Raw genomic sequence first — 18,156 nt, 5'->3', positions numbered from 1 at the left:
CATGAATACTTCACTCCGCAGCCCGCTGATCTATGCGCTGTTTGTATTGCCGGCATTGATTCTGTTTGTAATGTTTTTTCTGTATCCGATCGGCAGCTCCCTGTATTATAGCTTGACCAGCTGGAACGGCGTTTCGACAGACCCACGCTTTGTGGGTTTGTCGAATTACGCCAAGGCGTTGTCTGATGAGCGGTTTTGGATTTCCACGCGGAACAACGGCTTTTTTATCGGGTTTTCCGTATTGATCCAGGTTCCGTTGATTGTATTATTCTCATTGCTTATTGCCAACGTCAAACGATTCAAGGGGTTATACAAAACGGCTGTTTTTTTACCTTCCATTATGTCAACGGCGGTCATCGGCATTTTGTGGGGATTTATCTATGAGCCCAACATCGGGTTGTTGAACCAACTGCTGAATACGTTTGGCATTCCGCCGGTGTATTGGCTCTCCGATAATCGCTTTGCGATGCTGTCCATTCTGGTAACCAATGCCTGGCAGTGGACCGGATTTTACATCGTTATGGTGCTGGCGGCTATTCTGGCCATTCCCCGTGACCTGGAGGAAGCTGCAGCCATCGATGGTGCAACGGCCGTACAGCGGGCCACCCGAATCACGCTGCCCTTGATCAGGCCCATTATTTCGGTCGTCATCATGCTGTCCATTGCCGGAGCGATGAAGGCGGCAGATATTGTGCTTGTCATGACCAAAGGCGGTCCCGCCGGGTCCACCGAGGTGCTCGCCACGTATATGATCAAATACGCGGTCACCAATTTTAAATACGGCTACGGCAATACCGTCGCGGTCCTGATCTTTGCGCTGACACTTGTGCTTACGGCTGTATATCAGCTGTTGGTAGCGAGGCACAACGAAAGGGTGGAGTATTGATGGTGAAGAGTATACGGAGCACCATTCCTCATGTGCTGTTGATGCTGTATTTAATCGCCATTCTGTTTCCCTTTTTATTTGTCATCTTCTCTTCATTCAAACAGGATAACAATGAGATCGCACTCCATCCGTTCAGTCTGCCGACCCACTGGGTGTTCAGCAATTACGCGGAAGCCTGGGTCAACGCCAAGATCGGTACGTATTTCTGGAACAGCATGTACATTTCGGTTCTGTCCTCGGCAGGTACCATTATACTGGGGGCCATGTTTGCTTTTGCCGTAACCCGCATGAGACACCGCAAGTGGAGCCTGTTCCTGTACAGTCTCGTTCTGGCTGGCATGCTCATTCCGAATAATGCGCTGATGCTGCCCATTTATTTGCTCGTCCGCAAGCTTGGCATTTTGGATACGCATCTGGCTCTGATCGTTCCTTATGTAGCGAATGCGATTCCATTCACGATCATCATACTGGCTGCATTCATGAGATCCCTCCCTGGAGAGATTGAAGAAGCAGCGGTGATGGATGGCTTGAGGGCCCCGGGAATCTTTGCTAAAATAGTGATACCTCTTACGGTTCCAGCCATCGTTACGGTATTTATCGTGAATTTCCTCGGCAACTGGAACGAATTTTTGCTCGCCAACTATTTCCTATCTACAGATAAGCTGCGCACCCTGCCTGTAGGCATGGTCCAGTTTCGTGATCAGTATCAGATGAACTATGCCCAGATGTCCGCAGGAATCGTATACAGCGTTGTGCCTGTTATTGTCATCTACGCCATACTGCAGGAGAAAATTATTGAAGGTGTGACCGCCGGCAGTGTCAAAGGTTGATGGACGAGGCGGTGAATGGGGAGAACGGATATGAACTTGCGCATGAAGCTGGCCATGGCCTTTCTGCTGCTGATCATTGTACCGATGTGCGGACTGGGGATCGGGATGTTTCTGGTCACCTCACATACGATTGAGAAAAAATACAACCAGCAGGCCGAATACGCCCTTCAGGCCATCAGCTACAATATCGAGAACGTTTTTCAGCAAATTAACAATGTCACCGATAACGGAATCGCCACGTCGGTATTTCAAATGGCACTTAACGCCAAGGACCCGACCAAACAGGATCTCGGAACCGGTAACCAGTTGTCGCTTAATGCCAGCCAGCGCAATTTTCGTTCCCTTCTATATAACTATCCGTTTATCAGCTATGCTTTCTTGTATGATTTGCGTTCATCCCAGAACAATCAGATCGTCTCCATATTCACCAAGGAAAATTTTGAAGCGCTTTCATTTCAGCAGTTCAAGGTTCATCCCTTATTCCAGGAAATCCAGCAGCTTAACGGTGTGCCCAAATGGCTTGCACCACTGGAGTATCCCGAACTTACCGGCGTCGATCCTGTCTTTACGCAGATCAGGCTGGTGAAGGAGCTCAGTTATTTTCAAAATATCGGGATTCTTGTTGTTCAGATCAAAAAGGGAGAGATCGATCGGATCTTCCGACATCTGCAGATTAACGATTCCGCACAAAATACATCCTTTCTATTAATAAATGAAGAAGGTTTGATCGTCTATGACCCTACCGGCCGGTACAGCGGGGAGAAGATGGAGAACCTCGGTGTCAACACAGTCAGTTACGGGCCCGGCTTCAGCAGCATTCGGACGGTATTTGACGGCACGGAGAGCATCCTGTCCCAGTATCATCTGAAAAACTACGGCTGGAGTTTAATCAGCGTAACTTCATGGGAAGCGCTGTCGGCTGAAACGAATGTGTTTGCAGGCTGGTCGGTCATTATCATTCTGGTTTGCCTTCTTGCGGCAATGGTCTTCAATTTGTTTTTCATGAACCGTATTACCGGCAATATTGCGGTATTAGTCCGCTTCATGCGGCGAGTGGAGGATGGTGACTTTAGCGCACGGGTGAAGGGAACAGGGTTCGATGAGATGCAGCTTCTAGCCCATGGATTTAATGAACTGCTGGACCGGATCGGAAGCTTGTTTCGTCGTGTGCGGGCAGAGCAGCAGCAGAAGGCCAAGGCTGAACTGCGTGTGCTGCAGGCTCAGATCAAACCGCACTTCCTGTTCAATACATTGGAGTCGATCAACGGGCTGGCCATGCGTGGAGAAGGACGGAAAGTCAGCGAAATGGTGAACCGTCTCGGCAATATTCTTCGGATCAGCATTCAAGATCAGGAGGAAATAGCACTGGGCGAGGAAGTAAGGCATCTCCAGAGTTATCTTGAAATACAACAATACAGATTCAGTGATTTGTTTACGTACGAAATAGATATTCCTGCTCATTTGTACACATCCTTCGTACTTAAACTGACGTTGCAGCCATTAGTAGAAAATAGCGTCCAGCATGGCTTCGAGGGCATTGAGTACAAGGGAGTGCTTCGGATCCGTGCATTCGAGGATCGCCATAATCTGGTACTGCGGGTGGAGGATAACGGACTTGGCATTCCCCAGGAAATATTGGGGAGATTCGAGTACATGGCAGAGGACCCTCCGGTACATCCGCATGCAAACGAAGGGGAGCAGTCCCCGTCTTCAATGGCCGAGCGCCGCGGGCTGGGTTTACGAAGTGTGGCGGATCGGATACGAATCCGATATGGGGCAGGATACGGCATATTCATCTGTTCAGCTCCAGGCCACGGGACAGTGATTCAATGCATAATTCCACGATATGAGCAGGGGGATGCCTAGATGAATCTGACCGCAATGCTAGTTGATGACGAACTGCCGATTTTGGAAAATTTGAGCTTGATCCTGCCCTGGGAGGACATGGGGATTGAACTTGCGGGCACGGCCAGAAGCGGGGCTGAAGCGCTGGATAAAGCGGCTGATTGTCATCCGGACATCATGCTGTGCGATATTCGCATGCCTGCCATGGATGGTTTGGAGCTTATTCGAATACTGCGCGAACGGGGCGAGTCATGTGAAATTATTTTGCTGACCGGATACCAGCAGTTTGAATATGCCCGAACGGCCATCCGCTACAACGTACATGAATACATATGCAAACCGATTGATTACTTGGATTTGGAGAACAAACTGCGCGAGTTAACCGAACAGATTCATAAGAAGCGCAGGGCAAGCGAGTTTGAGCACCATCGTCATGTAGAGATGGAAAACTGGATCAGACATAAACATGTGACCGACTTACTGCGGGGTGAAAAGGGAATTTCTCCGTGCTGCTCTGTGCCGTCAACAGAAGGGCTGTGCTCTTCTGATCGCTATATTCTCATCCTTGTGAATGCGGAAGGTTACTTCCGCCATTCCATCGGCTGGTCTGCTGACCAGCATCAGCAATGGCATGATGTGATCAATGCCAGTCTTGCAGATTTAACGGAAGCCCTGGAAGAAAGCATGATAATTGCCGTACGCAAAGGGGAATGGGGGATTCTGCTGAAGGCTGCGACCGGATGGGAGCAGCAGGCAGATGAATTAGAACAGCGTATCCGATGGAGGCTTAATGCCATGTTTGCCAAAGACCCGGCAATGAAGGCAAGAACGATTCGGGACGATCAGCCCGTGCGCTTGGATCAACAGATTACCGAGCGATACCTGCATTGTCAGCGAAGGTTGATGATTTCATTCGAAACCGGCGATGAGACGAGGTCGCTACCCACTTCCGCTCACCCCATCTTACGGCCAAACGACGAAGCATTCCAAAAGGCGGCGTGGGTGACCAAAGAGGACCTCGATCTGCTGACTCGCTGTATTCGGCAGGGGAACAAGCAGGGGGTGTTCAATCTGCTGCATTCCCTTAAGCAGCAGCTGAACCAAACTAAATTTTCATCGGACAGCATAGGTGAAAGCAATATTCGATTTTTGCTCGTACACATGCTGGGAGAGTTGAGGGAGGTTCATGCGCTTGCCGAACAGGAAGAAAAGCAGTTCTGGGACGCGCTGCAAATGGCAGCCTCCATGAAGGAATTGATCGAACTGGCGGAAGCGATCGCCCATGCCTGGCATAACAAACAAGGCACGTCACGTCCTTCGACTTCAGATTTGATAAAGTCTGCATGTGATTATATGGACACACATCTGGACCGTGATCTTGGCATCGATGAGGTTGCAGATTGGCTGGGAATCAGTTCAAGCTACTTTTGTCAGCTGTTCAAAAGCCATGCAGGAGTCACATTTGTTGAATATTTGACCCATAAACGGATGGAGAGCGCAGCGCACTTATTGAGTACAACGGAGTGGAGCATTACAGCGATCGGGGAAGCCACGGGGTATAAAGAACGGCGTTATTTCTCCAAAGTATTTCATAAACATTTCCATATGAAGCCGTCGGAATACAGGCAGAGCAAGAGAGCAGCTGCTTCATTGGAGGAGGGAATGCTTTCATGAGACCATGGGACAATTTCACGCTGGAGCAGAAGGTCGGCCAGCTGTTTATGTGCGGCTTTCATGGACAGCGAGCGGATGCACAGATCACCCGTTTAATCCAGGACTACCATGTTGGGGGCGTCATTTATTTCAGGCGCAATGTGGAGAGCGTGGAACAATTGACCCGCTTGTCTGCCGAATTGCAAAGGATGGCCGCTAAAAGCAGTGAACTGCCGCTTATGATCTCGGTGGATCAGGAGGGCGGCATGGTTGCCAGAATCGATAAAGACGGCGTGACCAGAGTACCGGGTAATATGGCGCTAGGGGCGACAGGCAACCCGGATTACACGTATCAATGTGCACGGATTCTAGGGGATGAGCTGAAGCGGATTGGAATCGATATGAACCTTGCACCAGTCCTCGACGTGAACAATAACGCGCTAAATCCGGTGATTGGAGTGAGATCCTATGGGGAAAACGCGGAGAAGGTGGCCGCTCATGGTGCGGCAGCCATTACAGGATATCAGTCGCGGGGCATAGCCGCAACAGCGAAGCATTTTTCAGGGCATGGAGATACGGCCGTGGATTCTCATCTCGGCATGGTAACCGTTCCCCATGGGCGGGAGAGACTGGAGCAGGTAGAACTGCTGCCTTTTCGCCAGGCCATTGAGGCGGGCGTGGATGCCATTATGACAGCACATGTCATTTTTCCGGCGATCGAACCAGAGCCGATTCCCGCAACGTTGTCCCGCAGCGTATTACATGGTTTATTGCGCAAAGAAATGGGGTTCGAAGGAATAATCATCACAGATTGCCTGGAGATGCATGCCATCTCCAAACCGTATGGAGTTGCGAAGGCGGCTGTCCGTGCTGTGAAGGCAGGAGCGGATTTGATCCTGGTCAGTCATACCCTTGACGAACAGATCGCAGCCATAGAGGCAGTGGCAGAAGCGGTTCGCCACGGAGAAATCGACGAGCAGATCATTGACCAGGCGCTGGAGCGTGTCGTGAATTGGAAGCTAAAACGCTGTGGCGATCAACCAAGCGAACCATCGAGTATGACAGATTCGTTTTCATCCGTCCCGCACGATGTACTGTTACACGAAATTGCGTGCCAGAGCATCACCGTGGTACATAATGACGGTTTACTGCCCTTAAAACCCGAACAAAACGTGTTCGTTATATGGCCCGAGGTTGTACAGCGAACAGAGGTGGATGAGCCTTGGTCCCATTCGGATTCGCTTGGTAGGGTGCTTGGGCAATTCAGGAATCATGTCCGCGAGTATAAAATAACGACCCAGCCGTCCTATGATGAAGCAGAACGAATTATGCAAAGCGTGATAAAGGGAGACCAAGTCATCGTATGCACCTATACCTCGGCAGGAGTTCTTCCCAAAGGTCAGCGCAACATAATCGAACGGCTGAGTGAGAAACATTCATTGATTGTCGTAGCTTTGCGTAATCCCTATGATCTGTTCGAAATTCCCCGGCCGGGAGCTTACGTGTGCACATACGAAAATACGCCTGCCGTGGTACGTGGACTCTCCCTTTTGATTACGGGCGAATTGAATCCGAGTGGAAGCTTGCCCGTCCGATTAAGTTAACATGGAAGGCAAGGACAAACCTTTCCGTTATGTGGTGAAGTTCATCCATATAGCGGCAAGGTTTTTTTGATGGATGAAGCTATGAATGCGATGAAATGATAACTAACTATTTTCATAGTGTTTTCGCTCTATTAAAACTTTACATTTCTAATCAAATAATTTTAGCAACTTTTCCCGGTCACCCGCGTCTAATAGTATGACTTTTTGAGGGGGATAATATTACGTGGGAGCAGAAGGAGCCAAAGAAAAAGAATGAATTTGAAGAAAAAATTGTCCATATTTACCGCTTTAGCTGTTTTTCAAGCATTTGCAGTTGGTTCGGTGAATGCGCAACCAGCAGCTCAAGGCGATGCAGAACCAGTTCATACTGCCAAAGTAAAATCCGTAGAGGTCATCAAGAAAGAACAGCCGCTTGCCGAGAGTGAAGTTAAGACAGGGAGCAGCGACGCTTCCAACAGTGCTCAGTCCACTGAAGGCAAAGAAACTTCTACAACAACCGAAACAGCACCGACAACTGAAACAACGTCAACAACCGGAACAACACCAACCAAAGAAGTAACGCCAACAACACCAGCAACAGGTGTGGATACACCAACCACAGATGGGGAAACATCAGCGACTGAACCTGATCCGGATGCTGCGGACCAAGAAGACGGCAGCGCAGAGGACGTCGAGACTCCAACGACCCCTGTTCAGGCAGAGCAACCTTCTGCAGGAGGAACGTCTTTCGGAACATCAGGCGGTGATCTGACGCTGTACATGAACAGCAACAAAATGGAGCAAGACGGAAAGACGTATTTGGCTGGGCAGCCCATGACGGTCAAAAACGGCGTGTCGTATGTTGCCATTCGGGCATTGGTAGACCGTGTAGGATATGAAGTCAAATATGACAACACCACCAAGGAAACGATCATTATTAGCGGCGAAAGCGAGCTTCGTTTCAAAACGAACAGCACGGTCTACACCGTAAATGGCGAGTCCAGAACGATGAAAGGCCCTGCCTATCAGCAAAAAAATACGTTCATGGTCCCGCTAACTTCCATTACGCAGGCCTTGAACATTACTTATAAAGTAAATCAGTCGGCCAAAACGGTTGTGCTGAATCTGAATACCAAACCGGTTGCAAGCTTCAAAATTTCCCAAAAGGAAATTTTTGCAGGTGACAAGGTAGATTACGTGACATCCTCCAGTTCTCCGAAGGGGTTGAACATTGTTGACGAACGCTGGACCGGCCGTCAGGAATCGTTCGATCAGCCCGGTACGTATACGATTACTTATGAAGTTCAGGATTCTAGCGGTCAATGGAGCGACCCGTATTCCGTAACCATTCAAGTACAGAAACCAAACCTGCCTCCTGTCGCCATGTTCGAGACCGACAAGGAAGAGTACAAGATGGGCGAAAAAATCACGTATATCGACCAAAGTACGGATGATGAAAACGCCATCGAAAAAGTGGAATGGGATAACAATGCACTGGCCTTCTTCGTTCCAGGTCCCAAAACGGTGACCATCACCGTTACGGACAAACACGGTGAAACCGACACATACAGCAAAGTCATTACAATTACCAATGAGACGTTGTATACTCTTTCTGATTTCAATCAGCTTTTCACCCCGGTAGGACAGAAATTCGTCTTTAACGGCGGCGATGTGCCTGCCATGGAAAAAGTGCCTTATACGTATACAGACGAACCAAGCCTGCTGATCCGCAGCAACAGTCCGGAAACGGTGAATTCCGAAGGTATTGTATATAAAGAGTCTTCTTTCGGTCAGACCCGCTTCATGATTCACCATGTAAACAACACGGGGAAAGCCGTTAAAATGTATGTTGTCGCAACGAACAACAACGCGTATACGGCGCAACTCGAACAGCAAAACATGGGCTTTGCGGGACCTTCCCCAATCGCTACGGCCGCAGGGAAATTGTCCATTGACCGATGGTTCCAGTCGATGCAGGAAGGTAAGGATCAAAAGAAAATCTATATTGAGCCTGGCGACAGCAAGCTGATTTTGACGGAGCTTAGTGCGCTGCCGATGAAACAAGGACAAGTTATTTCGCTCTATTCGGACGTATTCAGTGACTATCAACTCGATTATAACGTCATCATGATCGATGCAAACAAAGATCCGATGGAAGCTTTGGCTACATTGCCTGTGCTTGACCGCGACGGCGTTCATAACCGTGGTACGTATCCGAATGCTACACGGGTTATTACCTACGATGAGCCAATCGGTGCCAAACCGTCCCGCATGCCGCTTGGCGATAATGCAAGCGATCCGAATCTGGTCGGAACGGATCCGATGGCTTACACGGATGCGTCCAATGCAGGCAACTTTGGCGTGTTATACAAAATTACGCTGAACAACGTTGCTCCACGGACGTTGATTTCCCTGAACCCTCGCGGAGGCAAATACTCCGGCGTTGCCCTGGTCAATGGTCAGGTTGTACAGATTGCGCAAAGCAGCTCCGTTAGCGCGCCGAATGAACAAAGCGTGCTTTATCGCACCGGATCTTATGGAGAGAGCGTAACGATTCTGTTCTCTGCCGCACCGGGTAGCAATCTGCCGGTTAACTTGTTGTTCACACCGCTTCCAGAAGAGAAAAAATAACAATTTTTATATAAACCGCAAAAAACATACACACGTTAACGGAGAGTCAGGAGCAATCTGGAGAAGCGAAGCGGTCGCCTTTATCACCGGATTTTCCCTTCTAGAGAAGGGGAATCAAAAAAATCTGGGGATAACAGCGATCGGAAGATGGTGCTGCACTCGTAGTGGCCTTGTGTGATTGGTTAGTGCGGTTTATATAGATGGACCGGAAAACGGACGGTTTGGAGTGAGAGCTTATATTATCGTATACCCTGTCACCCCAAAAGTCGCCCGAACAGAAACTTGTTCTAAACCGTCATGGAAGGACTCCGCAAGGAGTCCTTTTTCGTAGGTTTGCAGTCGGCTGAATGCACATATTCCGTCCGTGCATAGATACGCTCATGCGAGGTTTCCTCAGGGAAGTTCATGCTGGATGATCGATCGGGCGGCTGACTGCTTTCGTTGACTCGAAGCGAAATTTGAGGCATTATTAGTAGTAAGAAAATACAAGCGGCCATTTGCATCGGTTACAGCACCGCTCTGTCGGCTTTGCTTGACCCATTGCATGAGCATATGTATGGCAGGAGGTGTTGCAGGTCATGCTGACAACAGAGCAGATTATTAGCACGATGTCCTCGCAGGGGCTTCGCATCACGGATCAGCGGAAAACGCTGGCCAGGTTGTTTGCCGAATCTCCCGGTTTTTTGACACCGAAGGACGTTTATGAATATATGAGCAAAAACTATAGCGGACTCAGCTTCGACACGGTGTACCGCAATTTGCGGGTGATGCAGGAATTGGGTGTACTGGAGCAGATTATTTTTGAGGACGGGGTGAAGTTCCGCGCCCATTGCAGCGAGGATCATCACCATCACCATATGATTTGCCTGAAATGCCAAAAAACATATCCGATCGTATTTTGCCCCATGCAGCTTGCGGATGCGCCGGAACAATTTCAGGTTGTGGATCATAAATTCGAAGTGTTCGGGTATTGTAAAGATTGTGCGGAGCATGCTCCGGCCAAAGCGGTTTCGGGACATTCTCACGGGAAGCATTAAGCGATGAAGCTGACGCGAAAAATGGCACAGGCGCCCATTCGGGTATATCGCAGCTGCATTTCTCCGCTCAAGCCGCCGACCTGCCGTTTTTATCCGACATGTTCGGCGTACGCGATGGAGGCCATTGAGGTGCATGGCGCCTTGAAAGGATCATGGCTGGCCGCAAAGCGCATCGCCAAATGTCATCCGTTCCATCCGGGCGGCGTGGATTTGGTCCCGCCGAAAGCGGACAAATCCGTCATAGCTTCTTCCAAGTAGTCTGCAGCCGACTTGACAAAAGGGGCAGCGTTTCAGTATATTTCATGTATAATAATTTCCAGTGAAGGGATAAGTACAGACACACCCCCAGCGCAGAGAGCCGGAGAAGCTGAGAACCGGTCTGGGAGGAGGATGGAAAATGGTCCTGGAGGGACCTCTTTCGAGCATGCAGTGCGGGATTAACCGCTTGCTGTAAGATTGGGGCGTGATCCAGCGTTAATGGACGGTCTGAGGACCGACAGAGCCCGTGGTTTGCGAAAAGCGCGGGGAATTTGGGTGGTAACACGTGAGAACAACTCGCGTCCCATTGGGGCGGGAGTTTTTTTGTGTTCTTTAAACCGAAAAGGAGGCAAATCAGCCATGGCTGAACAAAAAACGTTTTATCTGACGACACCAATCTATTATCCAAGCGATAAGCTGCACATCGGGCATGCTTATACGACGGTGGCGGGCGATGCGATGGCCCGGTACAAACGTCTGCGCGGATACGATGTCCGTTATTTGACGGGCACGGATGAGCATGGACAAAAAATCGAACAAAAAGCGCAAGAGAAAGGCCAAACGCCGCAAGCTTTCGTCGATGGCATCGTAGCAGGCATCAAGGATCTGTGGAAAAAGCTGGACATCTCTCACGACGACTTTATCCGTACCACGGAAGAGCGTCACAAAACGGTGGTGCAGGACATTTTCGACCGTTTGCTGAAACAGGGCGACATTTATAAAGGAGAGTACGAAGGCTGGTACAGCATTCCGGACGAAACCTATTATACGGAAACCCAGCTGGTGGACGTGGAGCGGAACGAGCAGGGCGACATTGTTGCCGCGAAAAGCCCGGACAGCGGTCATCCGGTGGAATTGGTGAAAGAAGAATCCTACTTCTTCCGGATGAGCAAATATGCCGATCGTTTGCTGCAATTTTATGAGGAGAACCCTGGCTTCATTCAGCCGGAGTCCCGCAAAAACGAAATGATCAACAACTTCATCAAGCCTGGCTTGGAGGATTTGGCCGTCTCCCGGACGACGTTTGAATGGGGCGTCAAAGTAAAAGGCGACCCCAAACACGTCGTATACGTATGGATCGATGCGCTGTCCAACTATATCACGGCACTGGGCTACGGCTCCGCCGATTCGTCGCTCTACGACAAGTTCTGGCCGGCGGACGTACATTTGGTCGGTAAAGAGATCGTACGTTTCCATACGATCTATTGGCCGATCATGCTGATGGCGCTTGACCTGCCATTGCCGAAAAAGGTATTTGCGCACGGTTGGCTGCTGATGAAGGACGGTAAAATGTCCAAATCCAAAGGCAATGTGGTTGACCCGGTTACGCTGATTGACCGTTACGGTCTGGATGCGCTGCGATACTACCTGCTGCGCGAAGTTCCATTCGGTTCGGACGGCACCTTTACGCCAGAAAGCTTCGTGGAACGCGTCAATTCCGATTTGGCGAACGACCTCGGCAACCTGCTGAACCGTACCGTAGCGATGGTTGATAAATATTTCGAAGGCAAAGCACCGGCATTTGCTTCCGGCGTAACCGAATTCGATGCTTCTCTTGAAGAAGCGGGCCATGCGGCCGTGGAAAAAGTGGAGCAGGCGATGGAAAATCTGCAGTTCTCCGTTGCGTTAACGGCAATCAGCCAATTTGTAAGCCGCAGCAACAAGTACATCGACGAGACGCAGCCGTGGGCGTTGGCTCGTGACGAAGAGAAACGCAGCGAACTGGCTTCGGTCATGTCCCATCTGATCGAAAGCCTGCGCATCGCTTCCATCTTGCTGCAACCGTTCCTCACGCGTGCACCGCGTAAAATTTGGGAACAGCTCGGCATCCAGGAAGGCGAGCTTACCGCCTGGGATACAACGAAGCAATGGGGACTGATCCCGGCAGGGAATGCGCTGCAAAAGGGAGATCCGATTTTCCCGCGCCTGGATGCAGAACAGGAAGTGGCTTACATCTCCGAAGCCATGACCGGCGGCAAAAAGGCGGAGCCGCAGCCTGAGGCGCCGCAAGCAAACGCAGCGGCTGAAGCCGTGGAGGCACCGGAGAGCAAAGAAGAGATCGGCATCGATGACTTCGCGAAAGTCGAGCTGCGCGTGGCGCAGGTTATCGCCTGCGAGCCCGTCAAAAAAGCGGATAAATTGCTGAAGCTGCAGCTGGACCTCGGTTATGAGCAGCGTCAGGTCGTATCCGGTATCGCGAAGTTTTATTCGCCGGAAGACATGGTCGGCCGCAAAGTCATTTGCGTAACGAACCTGAAACCGGTGAAGCTGCGCGGCGAGCTGTCCCAAGGCATGATTTTGGCGGCATCGCATGGCGATCAGCTTACGCTTGCTACCGTTCCTGACAGCATGCCCAATGGCGCACAAGTAAAATAACGGAACAGCATGCTTGTATGCATAAATAAACTATGGCACCCGTATGTGCTGCATGAAAGTGACCCGATTCGTCGGGTCACTTTTTTCACCATTTTTTTAGCCGGAAAGGGGCCATGAAGGGGGACAACCAGGCATAGACTGATAAAAGCTCCGCAGATCTGGATAGAATGAAAAGGAGAGCACGCTTGACAATGGTGGGTAGGTTACCTATAATTCTATCAGTAATGTTTACGATTAAGAGATGCGGAGTGATAGAAAAAATGAAATTTTTGAGAGAAAAACCGTCATTGATTCAGGCGACTGCCCGGCGCAAAGGCAAGCGGTCTCGTCTGCTTTGGAGCAGTTTGCTGGTTATGAGTTTGCTAATCTTGTCCGCTTGTGGGCAAAACAGCTCCAATAGTGCCAAAATCGAAGAAGGCAAAGTCAACGTCGTAACGACGTTTTATCCGGTGTACGCTTTTACGGCTGCGATCGGCGGAGAGGATGCGAACGTGATCAACTTGCTGCCAACCGGGGTAGAGCCGCATGACTGGACGCCAAAGAGCCAAGATATCGTCAACACGTCCAAAGCCCAGCTTTTCTTATATAACGGTGCCGGGCTTGAAGGATGGGTGCCGAATTTCCTCAAGTCGCTGGATAGCGACTCCAAGGTTAAAGCGGTGGCGGTCAGCGACGGCGTGGATCTCTTGATGGCGGAAGGCGACGATGGCCACGATCATGGTGCGGAACAATCGGAAGAACACGCTCATGAGGATGAACATGCCGACGAACATACAAACGACGCGGGGTCAGAAGAGGTAGACAGTCATCATATCGACCCTCACACATGGGTGAGTCCGAAATCAGCCTTGATCATGGCCGAAAATATCAAAAACAGCCTTGTGGAAGCAGATCCTGCTCACAAAGAAGGCTACGAGCAGCGTTACAAAGCGCTTCAAACCAAATTGGCAGCACTGGATCAACGATTTACCGACGAGCTTTCCAAAGTGCCGAACAAGGAAATCGTCGTATCCCATCAGGCGTTTGGTTATCTGGCACGCGATTACGGCCTGACACAGCATGCGATCATGGGACTGTCCCCGGACGCTGAGCCGACGGGTCAGGATATCGTGAATCTGTCCAAATTGGTAAAGGAAGAAGGCATCAAGTACATTTTCTTCGAGGAACTGGTATCCGACAAACTGGCCAAAACGTTGGCTGGCGAAGCCGGCGTGGAAACGATGGTCTTGAACCCGGTAGAGGGGCTGACGAAAGAGCAGGCAGCAAGCGGAGACGATTATTTCACTTTAATGGAGAAAAATTTGCAAAATCTCCTGATCGCATTAAAATAAGATAGACTGGGATTCGTCCGAATCCTGAAATAGAAAGAAAGGGTGGCTTTGCCATGCAGCAAATCATGCCACTATGTCATGATCCCATCATCGAAATCGAGCAATTGTCGTTTTCCTATGGTGAACAGAAAGTCATTGAACATTTGAATTTCATGGTGCAAGAGCGGGACTTCGTGGGCATCATCGGATCGAACGGCGCCGGCAAAACAACGCTGCTGCGTATGTTGGTCGGGCTTCTGCCGCCTGCGAAAGGCGACATTAAGTTGTTCGGCCAGTCCATTCGCAAATTCAAGGATTGGCAGCGCATCGGATATGTTCCGCAAAAAAATGCTTTCAATCCATTGTTTCCGGCAACGGTGCGAGAGGTTGTCATGTCCGGCCTGTACAACAACAAAAACATGTTTCGCCGCATGACACGCCAGGCCAACCAGCAATGTGCGGATGCCATGCAGGTCATGCGAATCGAGGACATTGCGCACAAACGGATTGGACAGCTCTCTGGCGGGCAGCAGCAGCGCGTGTTTCTGGCGCGGGCGCTCATCAACCGTCCGGATCTGCTTGTTCTTGACGAACCAACCGTGGGGATTGACGCGGAGTCCCAGGATACTTTTTTTGAACTGATTACCCATATGCATGAGCATCACCGGATGACTTTCCTTATGGTCTCCCATGACATGAACCGAATGGAAAATTATCTAGGTTCGCAGCCGGCGGTAACGAACGGTAAAATTCATTTTCATGTTCGTCACTCGCATGAGGTGGAGGATTGCGCGGAAACCAATCTGCAGCATACGACGGCGCAGGTGCGGTAAACGGCAGTTGTCCGCCAGAATAGAGCAAGGCCGAAGGAGTCGTGTACGTTTTGGAAATTTTAATGAGTGATTTTTTTCAGCGGGCATTGGCAGGCGGGTTGCTGATTGGCATCACCGCCCCGCTGATTGGATTGTTTCTGGTATTGCGCCGTCTATCCATGATCGGAGATACGCTCTCTCACGTTACGATTGCCGGGGTTGCCCTCGGTTTTTTGATTGAGGTATATCCGATTGCGGTAGGGCTTGTGTTTGCGGTGCTTGCCTCATTTGCGATTGAGAAATTGCGCAAGGCTTACAAAAGCTATGCGGAATTGTCCATCGCGATTATTATGTCCGGCGGCGTGGCGCTGGCCTCGCTGTTCTTTACGCTTGGCAAGGGATACAATACCGATGTGATGAGTTATCTTTTCGGAAGCATCTATACGCTGGATGCGACCGACCTGAAGCTGGTCGGCATCGTTACGTTGATTGTCGTTGTCATCGTTGCCTTGCTTCATAAGGAGTTTTTTCTGCTTAGCTTTGAAGAGGATGCAGCGGCAGTGACGGGATTGCCGGTTCGTGTGCTGAACATGCTGATTACGGTCATGACGGCATTGGTCATTAGCACAGCCATCAAAATCGTGGGTGCTTTGCTCGTATCTGCGTTGCTGACCATACCGGTTGCCGTCAGTTTGTTGATGGCAAGAAGTTTCAAGTCGGCAATAGTATTGTCCGTGGTCATCGGTGAGATTGCCGTGGTCATTGGATTGGTTGTAGCAGGGATCTGGAACCTGGCACCGGGTGCTACGATTGTACTGCTGTTGATTATGATGCTGATCATGACGATGGTCGCCAAAAAGGGATTCCGTGCCTGACGCTTGAACGTGATCAAATGTGCAATTGGCAAGTGAGCTTCCACAGAAGGGAGACATTCGCTTCATGCCTGATGTTAACGTATGGCTGGCTTTCATAGCCGGATTTGCATCATTTATATCCCCTTGTTGTTTACCTCTGTATCCGTCATATCTTTCCTATATCACCGGCATGACGGTGCAGCGCCTGAAAGATGAGCGCAACCAGCGCGAGGTTCGCATGAAAACGATGACGCACACGCTGGCGTTCATTTTAGGTTTTTCGGCGGTATTTTATTCGCTTGGATTGGGTGCAGGGCTGTTCGGACGTTTTTTCAATGATAATCGCGAGCTCATCCGGCAGCTATCCGCCATTCTGATCATGTTGATGGGGTTATTCCTGCTTGGGGTGTTCAAACCGCAGTTTCTGATGAAAGAGCGCAAGCTGGAGTTGAAATGGAAACCTGCGGGATATGTAGGGTCTTTTGTATTCGGCATTGGCTTCTCTGCAGGATGGTCCCCGTGTATCGGCCCCATTTTAACGGCAATCATTGCGATGGCTGCAAGTGAACCGACGACATGGTTTGCGTTGATTACCGGTTATACGGTCGGATTTGCCGTTCCGTTTTTTGTTCTTGCTTTTTTTATCGGCTCGACCCGCTGGATTTTGCGTTATTCCAATGCGATGATGAAAGTGGGCGGGGCGTTAATGCTGTTCCTTGGCATATTGCTGTTCACTGACCAGATGACCAAGATTACGATTTGGCTGCAGCAGATTACGCCGGATTGGATGATTATTTAAGGGGAAAATCTGGTGATAAATGCGAAGCGTATGCTTTCGATGGAGCTTTCTTACAGAAAGCTTTTAGCTTCGCTTCTTCAGATTGGATCTGCCCCTCCGTTAACGTGTGTTATTTGTGGCTTATATAGCCATAGTTTGATAGTAGAAGCCCTATGAACATCGGATGCGAATCCGGTTCATGGGGCTTTTTTGGTTGGATGCGAAACAGTCAAGTGAAATAGTCGATGTTGGCTAATGGAAAATGTTCAAAAATTCGCTCCGTAATGAATTCGCGCAGCGCGTCCTGCTGGTCGTCTTTGTAGACGTATTTATACTGCCCCCAACGGCCCCATTTCATTTTGCGTTTTTCGATATCCATTTCAAGTTTGGTTTTGGGGTAACGTTTCTCGATCGTGGCTTTGGCCGTTTTGGTGAAACGGTGCTGGATCATTTCAAAGGTAAGATTGCTGGTCGCCTCCTCAGGGAGGGTATCCGCGAGCTTTTGCAGCAATTCGGCGTAGCCTTTCTCCCAGCCGTCGTACCAAATAATTGGAGCGATAATAAAACCGAGCGGATAACCGGCATGGGCAATTTTCCCTGCAGCTTCGATTCGTTCTTCGAATCTGGAAGTTGCGGGTTCAAAATTTTTAATAACGTAATCGGCATTAACGCTGAAACGAATGCGGGTATGGCCGTTATGCTTAATATCCAGCAGCGGTTCAACATGATGGTACTTGGTCACAAAACGCAAGCGTCCGTATGGTTCGTCAGCCATGAAACGAATCAGGTCGCCCAAATTTCCCGTAATATGCTCCAGGCCCACCGGATCGGATGTACAGGCTGCCTCGAAGCGGGTAATTTCAGGTGCTCGTTCGTCGATATAACCCTTCGCTGCCTGGATGATTTCCTCGGTATTTACGTAGACCCTTACGTATGGCTTGGCCCCCAAGGTAGTTTGCAGGTAACAATAATGGCAATGGCCCATACATCCTGTGGAAATCGGAATGGCATACTCCGCTGAAGGTTTGGATTGGTCAAATTTCAGCGTTTTTCGTACGCCCACAACGAGTGTGCGTTTGGCCATGCGATATTTTTCCTGCTCCGTCTCTCCCGGTAAATTCGTAATTCTGTTATGGGAAGTGGTCATTTGGTAAGGGATGTCTTGGGACTTGACCCACTCCATGATGCGTTTTCCTTTGTCGTATTCCAGCGCGCCTGGTTCAAAATAGACCAAATCGGGAATAAAGGGTTTAGTCCCCTTTGCCTTCCGGACGGGAGGAGACGCTGTGCTCGTACTCATAAG

14 protein-coding genes are annotated in these 18,156 nt (G+C 49.9%); 13 read left to right on the top strand and 1 reads right to left on the bottom strand.

Annotation, left to right across the window (positions count from 1 at the left end):
* Position 1: 1 nt before the first annotated feature.
* From L6H98_RS23355 to L6H98_RS23295, 13 genes are all read left to right on the top strand, one after another.
* The gene (locus tag L6H98_RS23355) at positions 2–886 is read left to right on the top strand and encodes a sugar ABC transporter permease (RefSeq protein ID WP_236420037.1); all 885 of its coding nucleotides are present in this window, start codon (positions 2–4) and stop codon (positions 884–886) included.
* Complete coding sequence (locus L6H98_RS23350) at positions 886–1,716, top strand: carbohydrate ABC transporter permease (RefSeq protein ID WP_236420034.1); 831 nt, start codon at positions 886–888, stop codon at positions 1,714–1,716. Before L6H98_RS23355 ends, L6H98_RS23350 begins: the two co-directional genes overlap by 1 nt.
* A gap of 30 nt (positions 1,717–1,746) precedes the next feature.
* On the top strand, positions 1,747–3,582 hold the full coding sequence (locus tag L6H98_RS23345; protein WP_236420032.1) for a sensor histidine kinase: 1,836 nt from the start codon (positions 1,747–1,749) through the stop codon (positions 3,580–3,582).
* Positions 3,583–5,235, top strand: coding sequence for a response regulator (locus L6H98_RS23340; RefSeq protein WP_236420031.1), 1,653 nt, complete (start codon positions 3,583–3,585; stop codon positions 5,233–5,235).
* Positions 5,232–6,818: a beta-N-acetylhexosaminidase gene (gene nagZ, locus L6H98_RS23335; RefSeq protein ID WP_236420029.1), complete on the top strand. Its 1,587-nt coding sequence runs from the start codon at positions 5,232–5,234 to the stop codon at positions 6,816–6,818. Before L6H98_RS23340 ends, nagZ begins: the two co-directional genes overlap by 4 nt.
* 252 nt (positions 6,819–7,070) lie before the next feature.
* Entirely contained in the window at positions 7,071–9,428 is a 2,358-nt protein-coding gene (locus L6H98_RS23330) for a copper amine oxidase N-terminal domain-containing protein (protein WP_236420027.1), read from the top strand.
* 578 nt (positions 9,429–10,006) lie between these two features.
* On the top strand, positions 10,007–10,465 hold the full coding sequence (locus L6H98_RS23325; RefSeq protein WP_236420025.1) for a Fur family transcriptional regulator: 459 nt from the start codon (positions 10,007–10,009) through the stop codon (positions 10,463–10,465).
* A gap of 3 nt (positions 10,466–10,468) precedes the next feature.
* The gene (yidD, locus tag L6H98_RS23320; protein WP_236420023.1) at positions 10,469–10,723 is read left to right on the top strand and encodes a membrane protein insertion efficiency factor YidD; all 255 of its coding nucleotides are present in this window, start codon (positions 10,469–10,471) and stop codon (positions 10,721–10,723) included.
* A 360-nt stretch (positions 10,724–11,083) separates the two neighbouring features.
* A complete protein-coding gene (metG, locus tag L6H98_RS23315; protein ID WP_236420021.1) occupies positions 11,084–13,099 on the top strand; it encodes a methionine--tRNA ligase in 2,016 nt (671 codons plus the stop codon).
* A gap of 353 nt (positions 13,100–13,452) precedes the next feature.
* Entirely contained in the window at positions 13,453–14,430 is a 978-nt protein-coding gene (locus L6H98_RS23310) for a metal ABC transporter substrate-binding protein (protein ID WP_236420111.1), read from the top strand.
* 53 nt (positions 14,431–14,483) lie between these two features.
* Complete coding sequence (locus L6H98_RS23305) at positions 14,484–15,242, top strand: metal ABC transporter ATP-binding protein (protein WP_236420019.1); 759 nt, start codon at positions 14,484–14,486, stop codon at positions 15,240–15,242.
* A 50-nt stretch (positions 15,243–15,292) separates the two neighbouring features.
* A complete protein-coding gene (locus tag L6H98_RS23300) occupies positions 15,293–16,096 on the top strand; it encodes a metal ABC transporter permease (protein ID WP_236420017.1) in 804 nt (267 codons plus the stop codon).
* Between the two features lie 64 nt (positions 16,097–16,160).
* The gene (locus L6H98_RS23295) at positions 16,161–16,874 is read left to right on the top strand and encodes a cytochrome c biogenesis protein CcdA (protein WP_236420015.1); all 714 of its coding nucleotides are present in this window, start codon (positions 16,161–16,163) and stop codon (positions 16,872–16,874) included.
* Positions 16,875–17,082: 208 nt separating this feature from the next.
* Here L6H98_RS23295 and splB read toward each other — a convergent pair whose 3' ends face one another.
* On the bottom strand, positions 17,083–18,153 hold the full coding sequence (gene splB, locus L6H98_RS23290; protein ID WP_236420012.1) for a spore photoproduct lyase: 1,071 nt from the start codon (positions 18,151–18,153) through the stop codon (positions 17,083–17,085).
* Between the last annotated feature and the right edge of the window lie 3 nt (positions 18,154–18,156).

The organism is Paenibacillus sp. JJ-223 (genome assembly GCF_927798175.1).
Lineage (GTDB): Bacteria > Bacillota > Bacilli > Paenibacillales > Paenibacillaceae > Paenibacillus > Paenibacillus hubeiensis.
Note: the sequence above shows the minus strand (reverse complement) of the source record. Positions and strands in the feature narration are given on the sequence as shown.

Excerpts from the sequence above, each read along its gene's own strand:
- L6H98_RS23355 (WP_236420037.1), top strand. The coding sequence starts at position 2 with ATGAATACTTCACTCCGCAGCCCGCTGATCTATGCGCTGTTTGTATTG.
- L6H98_RS23350 (WP_236420034.1), top strand. The coding sequence starts at position 886 with ATGGTGAAGAGTATACGGAGCACCATTCCTCATGTGCTGTTGATGCTG.
- L6H98_RS23345 (WP_236420032.1), top strand. The coding sequence starts at position 1,747 with ATGAACTTGCGCATGAAGCTGGCCATGGCCTTTCTGCTGCTGATCATT.
- L6H98_RS23340 (WP_236420031.1), top strand. The coding sequence starts at position 3,583 with ATGAATCTGACCGCAATGCTAGTTGATGACGAACTGCCGATTTTGGAA.
- nagZ (WP_236420029.1), top strand. The coding sequence starts at position 5,232 with ATGAGACCATGGGACAATTTCACGCTGGAGCAGAAGGTCGGCCAGCTG.
- L6H98_RS23330 (WP_236420027.1), top strand. The coding sequence starts at position 7,071 with ATGAATTTGAAGAAAAAATTGTCCATATTTACCGCTTTAGCTGTTTTT.
- L6H98_RS23325 (WP_236420025.1), top strand. The coding sequence starts at position 10,007 with ATGCTGACAACAGAGCAGATTATTAGCACGATGTCCTCGCAGGGGCTT.
- yidD (WP_236420023.1), top strand. The coding sequence starts at position 10,469 with ATGAAGCTGACGCGAAAAATGGCACAGGCGCCCATTCGGGTATATCGC.
- metG (WP_236420021.1), top strand. The coding sequence starts at position 11,084 with ATGGCTGAACAAAAAACGTTTTATCTGACGACACCAATCTATTATCCA.
- L6H98_RS23310 (WP_236420111.1), top strand. The coding sequence starts at position 13,453 with ATGAGTTTGCTAATCTTGTCCGCTTGTGGGCAAAACAGCTCCAATAGT.
- L6H98_RS23305 (WP_236420019.1), top strand. The coding sequence starts at position 14,484 with ATGCAGCAAATCATGCCACTATGTCATGATCCCATCATCGAAATCGAG.
- L6H98_RS23295 (WP_236420015.1), top strand. The coding sequence starts at position 16,161 with ATGCCTGATGTTAACGTATGGCTGGCTTTCATAGCCGGATTTGCATCA.
- splB (WP_236420012.1), bottom strand. The coding sequence starts at position 18,153 with ATGAGTACGAGCACAGCGTCTCCTCCCGTCCGGAAGGCAAAGGGGACT.